The following is a 14,499-nucleotide window of genomic DNA, read 5'->3' on the forward strand; positions in this document are numbered from 1 at the left end:
ATGACTTATCTGATTGGTATGATAATAGTAGCAGTTGCCAATTGAAAAATATAGCTTTCAAGTAGGACCATTAAAGATTGATAGTTTGCTGCCCTAGCCTGTTTTTATTGTCATAAACGATTAAGGATACATACCGAGATACCAGCTGACAATCTCTGAGCCGTATAACAAAGCAACGATACCTGCAATAGCGATGTAAGGACCAAAGGCGAACGGTTTACTCTCACCTTGTTTTTTCATTAGGATAATTCCGACAATTGACCCTAGCAAAGAAGATAGTAAGATAATCAATGGCAACATCATAGGCCCGAGCCAAGCCCCTAATACTGCTAAAAGCTTAAAGTCTCCTTGTCCCATACCATGTTTCTTAGTGATAAGAAAAAATACCTTAACCACTATCCAGAGTGATAAAAATCCAAGTAGCAACCCCCAAATTGACTGAGTGGGAGAGACAAACCAGCCTTGTGAATTTACGGCCAATCCTAAACCTGCTAAAGGAAAGGTTAAGCGATCTGGTAGTAGCTGAGTATCAAAGTCAATTCCTGTTAAGGCAATGAGCGTCCATACTAACAGTAACGCTGACAATCCAGCGGCACTAACCCCAAACTTATAAATCACTAACACTGACAGTAGCGCAGTGACCAACTCAATGATAGGATAACGCAGACCGATAGAAGCTTCGCAGTCTGAGCAATGTCCGCGTAGTACCAACCAGCTTATCAGAGGTACGTTTTCATACCACTTGATTTTATGGCTACAATGAGGGCAGCGTGAAGCGGGTCGACTCAACGTAATAGGTTGGTCAGCGGCTACGATATTTGTTAGAGGTATAGTATGCTCATGCGGCAAGTCTACTTGCTCGGACATAAACTGGCTGCATTCTTGTCGCCAACCATAAAGCATCATTAGTGGAATACGGTGAATCACCACATTCAAAAAGCTGCCAACACAAAGACCCAATAAACCAAATACGACTAAAGCCATAGCCGTATTATCTTGCAGTAACTGTATAAATTGCATGAAGTAGCAGTCCTTTAATTTACTTTTAACCTACCACTGCGCCCATTTGGAAGATTGGCAAGTACATTGCAATAACTAAGCCACCAACCAATACACCTAATACGGCCATAATCATTGGTTCCATTAGGCTAGTTAATCCATCAACTGCATTATCAACTTCGTTTTCGTAATAGACAGCTACCTTGTCGAGCATCTCTTCTAAACTTCCAGACTCTTCACCGATACCGACCATTTGAATGGCTAAGCTTGGGAAAAGGTTAGTTGAACGTATTGAAAATTGTAATTGTTGACCAGTGGAAACGTCATTTTTGATTTGCTGAGTGGCGTTATAGAATACGACATTGTTGGTGGCACCAGCAGTAGAGTCCAGAGCATCAATAAGTGGTACACCAGCAGCAAAGGTAGTCGATAGCGTGCGTGAAAAACGCGCGATAATCGCTTGATAAGCAATGTTGCCAAATATCGGTGCCTTTAGTACGGCACGGTCTAAAAAGTCTCTAAATTTCTTAGAGCGCTTTTTAGCTTCTGAAAAGCCAATGATGGCACCGCCAATAACGATAATCAGTACAAACCACCACGCCTGCATCCACTCCGACATTCCTACCACCATTTGCGTAAATGCTGGTAAATCGGCACCGAAAGAACTGAACAAGTCAGCAAATACTGGGACTACTTTAATCAGTAGTATCATAGTAACAATAATAGCGACTACGACTACTGCAATTGGATATTTCATGGCTTTTTTGATTTTAGCTTTGAGTAATTCACTCTTTTCTTTATAAGTTGCAACGCGTTCGAGCATGGTTTCAAGAGAACCTGATTGCTCACCAGAGTCGACAAGAGAGCAAAATAGGTCATCAAAGTAGCGTGGATGGTTACGTAGTGCAGAGGCAAAAGTACCACCCGCTTCGATATCAGATTTTATCTGTAAGACCAATTCTTTCATACTGGGGTTATCAAGTGAGTCAGCGACAATCTCAAAAGATTGTGTCAGTGGTACACCTGCTTTCATCATCGTTGCTAACTGCCGAGCAAAAATGGCAATGTCGATGGCCTTAATAGACTTTTTGAAGGTATAAAGAGGCTTAGGCTTCTTCTTAATGCCTTTAACAGAGATGCCCTGCTTACGCAAAGTTGCTTTCGCAAGCTCTAAACTACGACTAGTCGTTTCGCCTTTTACTTTTTGTCCGCGTCGGTTCACCCCGTCATAGACAAAGTCTAACAGCATGTCGGTCTTCGCTTTTGCCATGATACTACCCTCAAATATTGTCTAATATAGATATTGCAAAGATGTATAACGATGCCTGACTCACTAAGTAAGAGTGGCATACTTTATTTTAACGCAAAAAACCAGTATATATCTGTTTTATATTTAAGTATATCTGGTAGGTAATATTGCTAGTTTCTAAAAGTCTGAGCTAATGAAGCAAAGACTTATAATAAATAAAGTATTTATGTGCTAAAGATAGCTACTCCGAGGTCACGCGCATCATCTCTTGGATACTGGTTACGCCTTGTAGTACTTTCAAAATACCAGAGCGGCGTAAGTCTCGAAAACCATTTTTAAGAGCAGCATCTTTAATGTCTATCGCATTGCCATCTTCCATGATAATTCGTGAAATATCTGGGCTAACTTTCATTACCTCATAAACACCCACACGGCCTTTATAACCTTCACGACATTCATTACAGCCAACTGGCTCATAAATGATGCTATCCGGATTGTCTAAATCTGTATCAGTAAAACCGAGCTCGAGCAGGCTCTGCCGCGGAATATTGATAGGTTTTTTACAGTTTTTACATAAGCGACGTGCCAATCGCTGGGCAATGACTAAGTTGACTGAGGTGGCAATGTTGAATGACGCAACCCCCATGTTTTTTAAGCGGGTGAGCGTTTCGGGAGCAGAGTTGGTGTGAAGTGTTGAGAGAACCATATGACCTGTTTGCGCAGCCTTTATAGCAATCTCAGCCGTTTCAAGGTCACGAATCTCACCAACCATTACAATATCCGGATCTTGGCGTAAAAAAGATTTAAGCGCATTGGCAAAAGTTAAGCCTACTTTAGGATTAACGTTGACCTGATTAATACCTTCTAGATTAATTTCAACTGGATCTTCTGCAGTGGAGATGTTGGTCGCCCCAGTGTTTAAAATATTAATACCTGTATAGAGTGAGACCGTTTTACCAGAGCCAGTCGGCCCCGTGATAAGTAGCATGCCTTGTGGTTTATTTAGTGCTTCCAAAAACATCTCTTTTTGGTCGGGCTCATAACCTAAAGCTTCAATACCGAGCATGGCAGATGAAGGATCTAAGATACGTAAGACAATTTTTTCGCCAAATAAGGTTGGTAAAGAGTTCACTCGGAAATCAATGGCCTTGTTTTTAGACAATTTCAGTTTGATACGTCCGTCTTGCGGTATACGTCGCTCTGAGATGTCCATTTGCGACATCACTTTTAAGCGTGCTGCAATCTTACCTGCCAGCTGCACGGGAGGGTTAGCCATGCTTTGCATCACACCATCGACACGAAATCGCACACGATATGTCTTTTCATATGGCTCAAAATGTAAGTCGGAGGCACCCATACGAATCGCGTCAACCAGCATTTTATTGACAAACTTTACAACAGGCGCTTCATCCACACTATCAGTAAGCTTGGTTTCTCCTTCACTGTCGTCATCTTCACCATCGTCAAATCCAACGTTCAAATCACTGTCATTGAAGCTATCAAAACTTTGCATGGTATCAGCGTAAAGACTTTCAATACGCTTCTTTAGCTTATCTTCTTCAACGACGATGGTTTCAATAGACAGCCGTGAATTAAAAGCAATGGCATCGATAGCATCAACGCGAGTGGGATCACTCAACGCGACAAATAATCGTTGACCTCGTTTAAATAGTGGCAGCGCATTAAATTTGCGAACGATTTTTTCGTCTACTAAATCTTTTGGAACGACATCATTGCTCAAAGCATCAAGGTCGAAGAGAGGGTCGCCAAATGCTTGTGATAGCATCTTAGCAAGATGATAAGCATCGGCAAGTTTGTGATCTACTAAATAAGATACGAGTCCTATTTGTTGCTGTTGCGACTCAGACTGTGCAGTTTTCATGTTTGCTTCGCTAACAATACCTTCGCTGATTAGCTGATGTGCTAAACCACCATACTTATTAGATGTGATAGACATTACGACCTCTCCTTGATACCAAGTATTCTGTAGATTTGCCTGAAATTTAGATACTATTTATAGTCTTTGACAGACACATTTTATCAGTCATCATTGCCGCTTGGACTGTTGCTAATGAAAATTGATGAAAAGGTGTTTTTGTAAGAGGTTCAATAGATAGTTGTTATTAATAGTATATGTCACCATTGGCTTAATACATCAGGTGACTAATCATAGTTTTTTATATGTAGATGCAATAGTATAGAACTTTACTTTAGTTTAAAAACTTTATATAGAGTATTAAGCGACTAGCCCGTAAAAAACGTCACTTATAATAGTGTCGTTTTAGTATGTATCTTAATAGCCTGTTTATTTGCGAATAGCAGCATACTATAGCACTGGTGAATTATTTGTTATACTGGCGCGCATATTAGCCGAATTGGCAGGAATACATGAGACAGGGTAGATGAGTATGAAAGCTTGGGTAATAGGTAATTGGAAACAGAATCCAGCCGCGAGTCAAGACGTCGATACGTTGTTAGAAAGCTTATTGACAGCAATAGATGATGGAGCAAATGCTGGTACTGAGCTTTCAAATAATCATTGCAACTTAATGGTGGCACCAAGCTGTATTCACTTAGCAGCTGTCAGTACTCGTTTAAAAGGTACGCCTATATTGTGTGCTGCACAAAACATTAGTGCTCATAGTGCGAGTACAGGTGCCTATACAGGCGATTGCTCTGCGCAGCAAGTGGCTGACACGGGTGCCATGTGGACGTTACTTGGTCATTCTGAGCGCCGTCAGTATCATCAAGAGTCTAATGAGTGCTTATTGCAAAAAATGACTCACGCATTAACGCAAGACTTAGGTGTGGTACTGTGTATCGGTGAAACCCAAACGCAATATGATGCAAATCAAACACTAGAAATCATTGATACTCAGTTATCCGTGATCAAGGACCTATTGGTTCAGCAACCAGATATAGCTGCTTCATTATCTGATCGTCTGATTATTGCTTACGAGCCTGTCTGGGCGATTGGTACGGGTAAAGTACCGACCGTGACGGAGGTCAGTAAAACCCATCAGCATATAAAGCAGACGGTTGCAGGTTTTGCGGATAGTTTGAATGAGATGACTGTTTTATATGGCGGTAGTGTCAATGCCGATAATGCGGATAGCTTTGCTGCCGACTCTATGATTAATGGTGCATTGGTTGGCGGTGCTTCATTAAAGGCAGAGAGTTTTTTGGCGATTGCCAATGCATTCAGTCATGCTAGCACTTAGACCTTAATGTAACACTTAGAGATAAAGTTCACTATCTGTATGTAAAGTGTCTTTATCAGTTGGCAAAAGTAGGTTTAACAGTGCCCTTGCAATCGTGTACAATGCGCCTTATTTATATAATCGATTTGGCGTGATTATACGTCCTACTAAACTTAAGATTTATTTACCGTTATCAGTCGTCATTATGCGGCAAAAGAGGCCACCATGTTTACGTTTATATTAGCCCTGCACATTATTGTGGCGATTGCCATGATCGGCTTGATTTTGATACAGCATGGTAAAGGGGCAGACGCAGGAGCTTCTTTTGGTGCTGGCTCGTCAGGTACCGTATTTGGTGCAGCGGGCACTGCCAACTTTTTGACGCGCGCTACCGCTGTGTTGACGGTGATATTTTTTATCACTAGTATGACGCTTGCTGTTCATGCCCGTAAGCAAGCTGAAGATCAGTTTCGTCTAGATGCGCCCGTTTCAGTACCACAAACACCGCGTCCTTTGACTCAAGATCCTCAGTAAGTATCTTTTAAACATGCAGCCCTTGCTATTTTGATGCGTTAGATTTACAATGCGTTTCTGTTTTCAGAAGTACCACTCTATGGATGCCTACCTTAAGTATCTTTTATAGTAGACTGGATATGATGGAACAGAGTAGTAAAATGCGATTGTGGTGGAATGGTAGACACGCCATCTTGAGGGGGTGGTGGCGCAAGCTGTGGGGGTTCAAGTCCCCCCAATCGCACCAAGTTTTATTACGCAGCACAGCGTAAGGTTATGTTTTATAGTCATCAATTGTTTTATTTGAAATTAGTTTAAAATAAACGTTGACACTTCTATCAAACCTATCTATAATGTGCGTTCTAGATTGATGCGGGGTGGAGCAGTCTGGTAGCTCGTCGGGCTCATAACCCGAAGGTCGTTGGTTCAAATCCAGCCCCCGCTACCACTTTTTATACTGATGTTTTGTACACTAAATTTGTCAGTAGCGATTAGCCCACCATTATGCTTGTGGGTTTTTTTGTATCTGGCTATCAGCATTATCGCGGTCTTTATTCTACTTATGTTAAGCTCTAGCTCTATAGAGTACGATAACATCTACTGTAGCTTGTCGTGACTCACCGTTATTAGAGTGATGCTCCTTAAGCACACTATCTTTATACTCCTCACTCTTTTATCGATAGTATTGCTTTATGAATAATAAAAGCATTGTCTGGCTGAGCTTGATGTTTTTTATGCTCATCCCTATATAAAGGCATAGCGCATAAACAATATGCTTGTGATTTAAAACAATATTATGACCGTGTCTCCTACTATATAAGTGCATATTACTAATAAGTAAGAGATGAATGAAAAATTCAATACGGTTTACTAAGTATGATAGATACGCGAATAGGAAAAGATAAATAGATTATGAAGCTTTCGACCAAAGTTACAGAACTGACCAACATTATTGCCCCTGCCGTCGCTGCTTGCGATGTGGCACTATGGGGTATCGAGTTTGCACCACAAGGCAACCGTTCATTGTTACGTATTTATATTGAGGCATTGCCAGAAGAGCAAGCCCAAGATAAGCAAGTAACGATTGAAAACTGTGCTGCAGTGAATCATCAGGTAAGCGGTATTCTTGAGGTTCATGACCCGATTGCCGGTGAGTTTATCTTAGAAGTCTCTTCACCAGGTTTTGATCGCGCATTCTTCTCAGATGAGCAGATGCATGGCTATGTTGGTCAAACCGTCAGCTTGCGTTTGATACAAGCGATTGGTGAAGGTGATCAAAAGCGTCGTAAAGCGACAGGTACTTTAGACAGTATCGATGCAACCTCGCTAAAATTGACATCAAGTGATGGTCAGCAGTTTGAGATTGCACTGAGTAATATAGACAAAGCCAATTTGATTTATGAAGACGCGTAATCAGCTAGAGTGTTCATCTTATGAATGTATCTATTTTGATCTAATGAGCAGCTTATTATAAATCAAGATTTGAATCTCCAAATAGCCTTATAGCTAATGGTGAAAATATAATATCAGTACATAAATTATAAAATTTAAGTCAATTAAAAAATGATAGGACAGGTATAGCATGAGTCGTGAAATCTTAACGGTAGTAGAAACTGTCAGTAATGAAAAGGGCTTAAATCCTGAAGATATCTTTGAAGCGATTGAAGACGCTTTAGTGGTATCTACCAAGAAAAAAGTATACACCGAACAGCCAGAAGTGGAGGTACGGGTTGCCATCGATCGTGCAACGGGCGATTATGATACTTATCGTTATTGGACAGTGGTTGCAGATGAAGACCATGAAATGCCTGCATGTCAGCTAGCCATTACCGATCTTGATCAAGAAGAATGGTCAATCGGCGATATAAAAGAAGAGCAGATTGAATCGATTGAGTTCGGTCGTATCGCTGCCACGCAAGCCAAACAGGTTATTATCCAAAAAATCCGTGAAGCTGAGCGCGCGCTAGTCGCTGATGCTTTTGAGCCACGTATTGGTGAGATGATGTATGGCGAAGTCAAAAAACAGACTCGCGATGGTTATATCATCGATTTGGGCGACAATGCCGAAGGTTACTTGTCACGCGATCAGATGTTGCCACGTGAGCAGCTACGTGCCAAGTCACGTATCAACGCAATTTTATATCATGTAAACCGTGAAAACCGCGGTGCACAGTTATTACTCTCTCGTACTCATCCTGAAATGCTTTCAGCATTGATGCAAAAAGAAGTACCTGAGATTGCTGAACAAATTATTGAAATTCGTAACGTCGCGCGTTTGCCAGGTACTCGTGCTAAAATAGCAGTGAAGACCAATGATCATCGTATCGACCCTGTAGGTGCTTGTATTGGTATGCGTGGTACGCGTATCCAAGCAGTACAGCAAGAGCTTGATGGTGAGCGTATTGATGTGGTGGTTTGGTCAGATGATCCTGCCCAATTTATCATTAGCTCTTTAGAGCCTGCTGACGTTAGCAGCATTATTTTAGATGAAGATACTCAGACTGCTGATATTATCTTTAGCACCAACGATCAGTTAGCACGTGCTATTGGCTCACAAGGTCAAAACGTACGTTTGGCATCTGAATTGACGGGCTATAAGCTTAATATGATGCTAGAAGAAGAGTATCAGCAACGTCAACAAAACGAATCTAAAGCGTTTATCGAATTATTCTATGAACGTCTAGAAGTGGATAAAGACTTAGCCCAAGCGCTTGTCGATATCGGCTTCACAAGTATTGAAGAAGTGGCCTACGTACCAGTTGAAACCTTTTATGATATCGAAGGTCTAGACGATGACGCGATTGAGATGATTCAAGAGCGTGCTAAAGAAGTGGTCATTGCTGATGAACTGGTCAAACAACAGAACATGAAAGAGCCAAGTCAAGAGCTACAAGAGCTTGAAGGTATGACAGTTAGTTGGGCTTATAAAATGGCACAACAAGACATCATTACCGTTGATGATTTGGCAGAACAAGCAGTCTTCGATCTCGAAGATATCGAAGGTTTAGACTCTGAAACCGCAGGAAAACTCATCATGAAAGCTCGGGAATCTTGGTTCAATGAATAAGCGGTAACTGCATATCGCTGTCTTTTGGTGATATGCTATCGATAATAAAGTGCTGGTATGACTGCAACACAAATACCAGCCTTACCCCAATCATTTGTAGCCAACAACTGAATTGAACATATAGCAAATAATAGACAGTAGGTGATAATAAATGGCAGATAAGACCGTCAAAGAACTGGCAGATATGGTAGGCAAAACTGCAAGTGCTGTAAAACAGCAATTAGTAGATGCTGGACTACCTGCTCGTGCAGAGGATGACCTAGTCTCAGAAGTTGAGCAAGAGAAGTTGGTGACGTATTTAAAGCAAAGTCACGGTCAGCAAGAGAAGCGTCGTATTAGTCTCAAGTCTAAAACGACTAGCACTGCGCGTGTGACTGGCTCTTCAGGTAAATCTAAGAGTGTCAATGTTGAAGTGCGTAAAAAGAAAGTATTCGAAAAGCCTGATCCAGAAAAAATGGCTGAAGAATTGGCTGCGCGTGAGCAAGCGATGATTGAGTCGCAAGAACGTGCTGCTAAGGACGCTGAAGAGCGTGCTGCTACTAAGAAAAAATCTGAAGAACGTCAAGCAGCAACCTTGGCCGCGATGCGTGCAAGCTTGGGCTCTAGCAAAAAATCTGATGACAAGAACGACGATATTTCAACGTCAGTTGTTGTTAAGAAAGGCGGAAAAACGACTGTTGAAGTCAAGCCTAAAGAACAACCGAAGAAAAAAGTCGCTGCTACGAAACCAAAAGTTGAAACAGCAGTAGAGCGTAAAGCTCGTGAAGCACGTGAAAAAGAAGAAGCACGTTTACGTGAAATCGAAACAGAAACACGCCGTGTTCAAGCTGAAGAAGCGCAAAAGCGCACACTTGAGCAAATGCGTAAAATGGCTGGTAAATACACGGATCAGCCTGCTGCTGAAGTTCGTAAAGATGAGCCATTGGCTGAAGGTCTAGTCGGTGACGCATTAGAAGAGTCATTTGAAAAAGAACGTCGCGAAATCAAGCGCGGTGCAAGCAGCACTGGTGCTCGTGGTCGTCGTCGTAAGAATCAAGATGAGCGTGAGATCAAAAACCGTAAAAACGGTTTGCGCTCAACGCAAGCATCACAGCATAAATTTGAAAAACCTGTCGAAAAAATCGTTTATGACGTTGAGATCAGTGAGCAAATTACAGTAGCCGACCTTGCTCAACGTATGGCGGTTAAAGCTCGTGAAGTGACCAAACTGCTCATGAAAATGGGTGAAATGGCTCGTGAGTCAGACACTATTGACCAAGCGACAGCAAGTCTACTTGTTGAAGAAATGGGTCACAACCCAGTTCCAGTCAGTGATACTAAAGTTGAAGATGACTTACAGTATGCGGTTGATGAACGTAGTAGCAACGTGCAAACGCGTCCACCAGTCGTAACTATCATGGGTCACGTTGACCATGGTAAGACGTCACTACTAGATAAAATTCGTGAAACGAAAGTTGCGAATGGCGAAGCTGGCGGTATTACACAGCATATCGGTGCTTACCATGTAAAAACCGAGCGCGGTGTTATTACTTTCCTTGACACACCAGGTCACGCAGCCTTTAGCGCAATGCGTTCACGTGGTGCTCAAGCGACTGATATTGTGGTACTTGTTGTCGCAGCTGACGATGGTATGATGCCACAAACGGCAGAAGCCATTGATCATGCTCGTGCTGCTGGTACGCCGATTATTGTTGCTATCAACAAAATGGATAAGCCAGGCGCTGATCCTGACCGCGTTCTTAATGAATTGACGACGAAAGAAGTCGTATCAGAAGAATGGGGTGGTGATACACCAATGGCACGTATCTCAGCCAAAACAGGCGAAGGTATCGACAACTTGCTAGAATTCATTAGCTTACAAGCTGAGCTAATGGAACTAGAAGCCCCTGTAGATGGCGCTGCACAGGGTGTCGTCATTGAATCAAGACTTGAAAAAGGTCGTGGTCCTGTTGTTAGTGTCCTAGTTAAAAAAGGTACATTGAAGCAAGGCGACTTGGTTCTAGCTGGTGAGCATTATGGTAAAGTCCGTGCGCTAACAGATGAGCATGGTCAACGTATCCAATCAGCCGGTCCTTCTATCCCTGTAGAGATTTTGGGTCTGCCTGAAACGCCAGCTGCTGGTAGTGAATTCTTAGTAGTAACTGATGAGAAAAAAGCTCGTGAAGTTGCTGACTTTAGAACCAATCGTGAGCGTGAGCGTCAACTTGAACGTCAAAACGCTATGCGTCTTGAAAGCATGTTCGATCAGATGGAACAAGGCGATGTGTCATTCTTGAATATCGTATTGAAAACTGATGTTCGTGGTTCACTTGAAGCATTGCTTTCTGCACTAAATGAGTTGTCAACTGACGAAGTTAAAGTCAGAGTGATTAGTTCAGGCGTTGGTCCTATCTCTGAGTCTGACGTAACACTTGCAGAGTCTAGCGAAGCAGTACTACTAGGTTTCAACGTTCGTGCGGATGCTACTGCACGTCGTAAATCAGATTCTGCCAACATGGATATTCGCTACTATAGTGTCATCTATGGCTTGATTGACGATGTAAAAGCAGCAATGAGCGGTATGTTGGCCCCTGAACATCGTGAGAAAATCCTTGGTGTTGCAGATGTTCGCGAAGTATTCCGCTCTAGTAAGTTCGGTGCGGCTGCTGGTTGTATGGTCGTTGAAGGTACAATCTATCGCAACAAGCCTATCCGCGTATTGCGTGCTGACCAAGTTATCTTTACTGGTCAATTGCAATCATTGCGTCGTTACAAAGAAGACGTCAATGAAGTACGTACTGGTATGGAATGTGGCCTAGCGGTACGTGGTTACGATGTCGAAGCTGGTGATAAGATCGAAGTCTTCGAAATCCAAGAGTTCGCACGTACTATCTAAAGTCGCTGTTCGATATAAAGGTCTCTAATAATGCAATACGCTTAATTCGCTGAGCATATTAGTATACCTTTCATATCTAGCTGTACTTAGGCCTAACAGGTACATCCTGCTAGGCCTTTTTTAACAAATATCAGCCCTTAGATGTATTAATAAGCAAATGGGCTAATCAATGAAAATGAGCCCTACCAAATTAAGGTAATAAAATGAACCAACGTTTACAACGCTTATCCGATCAAATTCAGCGTGAGCTTGCTGTTCTTATTCGCGATGAAGTTAATGACCCGCGTTTGACTGGTTTTGTCACTATTTCTAGTGTCAAGGTTAGCCCAGATCTAGGATATGCCGATGTCTATGTCACTATCATGGAGCCTGGGCTTAATGATGCAATGACCAAGACGAATCACGAAGAGAGCGTTACCGTACTGAACAACGCAGCGGGTTTCTTACGTACTGAGCTCAGTCATAGTTTAAAGACACGTACTACACCGCGCTTGCGTTTTCATTATGATGAAGTGACCGCTCGTGGTAATTATATGATGGATCTGATTAGCCAGGCCGTCACTAAGACAGAACAAAATGAGAATGACGAGTAATTTTATATTATGTCTATATCATCCAAGCAATGCGATAAAATAAAAGTCTCAGGGGTTATCTTAGTAGATAAACCCAAAGGTATGACCTCACAGCAAGTGGTGTCAAAGGTGAAATATTTATTTAAATCACCGAATCATGACAGCAAAAAAGCGGGGCATACGGGTACGCTTGATCCAATGGCAACGGGTCTATTGCCGATATGCATGGGTGAAGCAACGAAGTTCAGTCATTATCAGCTTGATGCTGACAAATCCTATGAAGCCGTTATTTTGCTTGGTGGTCAGACCGATACTGGCGATGCAGATGGCAAAATCGTTGAGCAAGCAGCTATTCCAACTTTCGGTACTGCACTATTAGAGCAAGTTGCTCAGCAATTTTCAGGCGCTCAGCAGCAGATACCTCCAATGTATTCTGCACTAAAAAAAGACGGTAAAAAACTCTATGAATATGCCCGTGCTGGTATAGAAGTAGAGCGAGCCTCTAGAGATATTGTGATTAAGGCGATTGATTTAAAAGCAATTGATCACGAGCAAATCCAATTGACAGTGACTTGTACTAAAGGTACGTATGTACGTGTTCTTGGTGAAGATATTGCTAAAGCACTAGGTACATTAGGTCATCTGACAGCATTGCGACGTACGCAAGTGGGTGATTTTAACATTGATAATGCGATTGCCTTGCCGGATTTAGAAGCGCTAGCGTTGGATAGTCGACAAGGGCAGCTGATGCCAGTGGATGCTTGTGTCAATATTGACGCCGAAATGATATTGACGACTGAACAGTGTACTCGTATACATATGGGGCAACGTCTAAATGTGTTTGAGCAACTGACAGATGATATCAGAACGTATATAGCAGGCAATATTGACAGCGAATCATTGGAAAATAACGAAGTAGCTGTTAATGTTAATCAGCAATTTATTTCTGAAACAGATGATAGCGAGCAGCTTACTGATACGAAGCCATTAAAGCATGAAATACCTGTGGATATTCGCTTGATAAACGAAGACGGTCAGTTTTTAGGTTTAGGTGCAGTCAGTCTGAATGGTCGATTACAGCCAAAAAAATTAATTCAGCGTTAGTTTTATTCTTGTTAAATAAGTCGCGATAAAGCCTTTTTGGCTTACTAACGGTTTACATTAATCACATATCCTCACATTTTATTGCAGGTTTCACCTATGGTGGAACCTGTTTTTTTTGTACATTAGATATGTCAGCTAGGGAAAGCCAGACGAAATAATTAATATAATAAAATGACAAAAAAAAGTAAGAAAAACAAAAAGCAGGCTAATAATAAAAACTTACAATAATAAAAAACTAGTATGGAATAGTTCTAACAAGGAAGGTTTTACGGCCCAAGGCTCGACGCTCAATAAAAACAAAAGGCACTAATAACAAGAAAAATAGGCAAATCAATAATAAATTTTCTTATATAAAATCACAAATATAAAGATAGGAAGTATTATGAAAACTATTGCTTTTTTACTACACAATAACTTTGAACAAGCAGAGTACGAAGAGGTTAATAACCAACTGAAAGACAAAGGTTACAAGACAGTTCTTATTACTACTAACGAAGATAAAGAAGTCCAAGCGATGAAGCAAGATGTCGATAAAGGTGATACTTTCACTGCTGATATCTTTACAAATGAAGCCAGTGTTACTGAGTATGATGCATTAGTGCTACCAGGCGGTACTGTGAATGCAGATACCATCCGAGGCAATAAAGAAGCTCATAGAATAATTAATGCTATCAATGATGCGAATAAGCCGTTGGCTGTTATCTGTCATGCACCTTGGATACTCATTAACACAGGTATCGCTAAGGGTAAAACATTGACTGCTTATCCTACGCTCCAGACAGATTTAGAAAATGCTGGCGCAAATTATGTAGATAAAACAGTACAAGTTGATGGCAATCTTATCACCTCGCGTAATCCAGATGATATAACCAATTTTGTTGATGCTATAGATAAAGCACTATTTTAGAGTTCTTGCTATC

Annotated in this window: 11 protein-coding genes and 2 tRNA genes; 10 read left to right on the forward strand and 3 right to left on the reverse strand. The window is 41.6% G+C overall.

Features of this window, described 5'->3' with window-relative positions:
- Nucleotides 1–120 precede the first annotated feature (120 nt).
- The 3 genes from I6E84_RS00705 to pilB all read right to left on the reverse strand — a co-directional run bounded on the left by I6E84_RS00705 (nucleotide 121) and on the right by pilB (nucleotide 4,205).
- Nucleotides 121–1,020 (reverse strand): prepilin peptidase, encoded by a 900-nt coding sequence (locus I6E84_RS00705; protein ID WP_197215496.1) that lies wholly within the window; start codon nucleotides 1,018–1,020, stop codon nucleotides 121–123.
- Between the two features lie 25 nt (nucleotides 1,021–1,045).
- Nucleotides 1,046–2,269, reverse strand: coding sequence for a type II secretion system F family protein (locus I6E84_RS00710; protein WP_197215498.1), 1,224 nt, complete (start codon nucleotides 2,267–2,269; stop codon nucleotides 1,046–1,048).
- 220 nt (nucleotides 2,270–2,489) lie between these two features.
- The gene (pilB, locus tag I6E84_RS00715) at nucleotides 2,490–4,205 is read right to left on the reverse strand and encodes a type IV-A pilus assembly ATPase PilB (RefSeq protein WP_197215499.1); all 1,716 of its coding nucleotides are present in this window, start codon (nucleotides 4,203–4,205) and stop codon (nucleotides 2,490–2,492) included.
- 451 nt (nucleotides 4,206–4,656) lie between these two features.
- Here pilB and tpiA point away from each other — a divergent pair, with 451 nt between their 5' ends.
- From tpiA to I6E84_RS00765, 10 genes are all read left to right on the forward strand, one after another.
- Nucleotides 4,657–5,469, forward strand: coding sequence for a triose-phosphate isomerase (gene tpiA, locus I6E84_RS00720; protein ID WP_197215500.1), 813 nt, complete (start codon nucleotides 4,657–4,659; stop codon nucleotides 5,467–5,469).
- A 204-nt stretch (nucleotides 5,470–5,673) separates the two neighbouring features.
- Entirely contained in the window at nucleotides 5,674–5,982 is a 309-nt protein-coding gene (gene secG / locus I6E84_RS00725) for a preprotein translocase subunit SecG (protein WP_110922073.1), read from the forward strand.
- 142 nt (nucleotides 5,983–6,124) lie between these two features.
- A tRNA-Leu gene (locus I6E84_RS00730) sits at nucleotides 6,125–6,208 on the forward strand.
- A gap of 124 nt (nucleotides 6,209–6,332) precedes the next feature.
- A tRNA-Met gene (locus tag I6E84_RS00735) sits at nucleotides 6,333–6,409 on the forward strand.
- Nucleotides 6,410–6,873: 464 nt separating this feature from the next.
- On the forward strand, nucleotides 6,874–7,374 hold the full coding sequence (gene rimP, locus I6E84_RS00740) for a ribosome maturation factor RimP (RefSeq protein ID WP_110922072.1): 501 nt from the start codon (nucleotides 6,874–6,876) through the stop codon (nucleotides 7,372–7,374).
- 169 nt (nucleotides 7,375–7,543) lie between these two features.
- A complete protein-coding gene (gene nusA, locus I6E84_RS00745; RefSeq protein ID WP_110922071.1) occupies nucleotides 7,544–9,028 on the forward strand; it encodes a transcription termination factor NusA in 1,485 nt (494 codons plus the stop codon).
- Between the two features lie 151 nt (nucleotides 9,029–9,179).
- Nucleotides 9,180–11,903 carry a translation initiation factor IF-2 gene (gene infB / locus I6E84_RS00750; protein ID WP_194196209.1) on the forward strand — a complete coding sequence of 908 codons (2,724 nt, stop codon included), beginning with the start codon at nucleotides 9,180–9,182 and terminating at the stop codon, nucleotides 11,901–11,903.
- Nucleotides 11,904–12,106: 203 nt separating this feature from the next.
- Nucleotides 12,107–12,496: a ribosome-binding factor A gene (locus I6E84_RS00755; protein ID WP_197215501.1), complete on the forward strand. Its 390-nt coding sequence runs from the start codon at nucleotides 12,107–12,109 to the stop codon at nucleotides 12,494–12,496.
- 9 nt (nucleotides 12,497–12,505) lie between these two features.
- Nucleotides 12,506–13,579: a tRNA pseudouridine(55) synthase TruB gene (truB, locus tag I6E84_RS00760; protein ID WP_197215502.1), complete on the forward strand. Its 1,074-nt coding sequence runs from the start codon at nucleotides 12,506–12,508 to the stop codon at nucleotides 13,577–13,579.
- Nucleotides 13,580–13,961: 382 nt separating this feature from the next.
- The gene (locus I6E84_RS00765; RefSeq protein ID WP_197215503.1) at nucleotides 13,962–14,486 is read left to right on the forward strand and encodes a type 1 glutamine amidotransferase domain-containing protein; all 525 of its coding nucleotides are present in this window, start codon (nucleotides 13,962–13,964) and stop codon (nucleotides 14,484–14,486) included.
- The last annotated feature ends 13 nt before the right edge of the window (nucleotides 14,487–14,499 follow it).

It is taken from the genome of Psychrobacter sp. SCQQ22 (genome assembly GCF_015864605.1).
In the GTDB taxonomy this organism is placed as follows: Bacteria; Pseudomonadota; Gammaproteobacteria; order Pseudomonadales; family Moraxellaceae; genus Psychrobacter; species Psychrobacter fozii.

Coding starts and splice junctions, on each gene's coding strand:
- I6E84_RS00705 (WP_197215496.1), bottom strand. CDS start 1,020: ATGCAATTTATACAGTTACTGCAAGATAATACGGCTATGGCTTTAGTC.
- I6E84_RS00710 (WP_197215498.1), bottom strand. CDS start 2,269: ATGGCAAAAGCGAAGACCGACATGCTGTTAGACTTTGTCTATGACGGG.
- pilB (WP_197215499.1), bottom strand. CDS start 4,205: ATGTCTATCACATCTAATAAGTATGGTGGTTTAGCACATCAGCTAATC.
- tpiA (WP_197215500.1), top strand. CDS start 4,657: ATGAAAGCTTGGGTAATAGGTAATTGGAAACAGAATCCAGCCGCGAGT.
- secG (WP_110922073.1), top strand. CDS start 5,674: ATGTTTACGTTTATATTAGCCCTGCACATTATTGTGGCGATTGCCATG.
- rimP (WP_110922072.1), top strand. CDS start 6,874: ATGAAGCTTTCGACCAAAGTTACAGAACTGACCAACATTATTGCCCCT.
- nusA (WP_110922071.1), top strand. CDS start 7,544: ATGAGTCGTGAAATCTTAACGGTAGTAGAAACTGTCAGTAATGAAAAG.
- infB (WP_194196209.1), top strand. CDS start 9,180: ATGGCAGATAAGACCGTCAAAGAACTGGCAGATATGGTAGGCAAAACT.
- I6E84_RS00755 (WP_197215501.1), top strand. CDS start 12,107: ATGAACCAACGTTTACAACGCTTATCCGATCAAATTCAGCGTGAGCTT.
- truB (WP_197215502.1), top strand. CDS start 12,506: ATGTCTATATCATCCAAGCAATGCGATAAAATAAAAGTCTCAGGGGTT.
- I6E84_RS00765 (WP_197215503.1), top strand. CDS start 13,962: ATGAAAACTATTGCTTTTTTACTACACAATAACTTTGAACAAGCAGAG.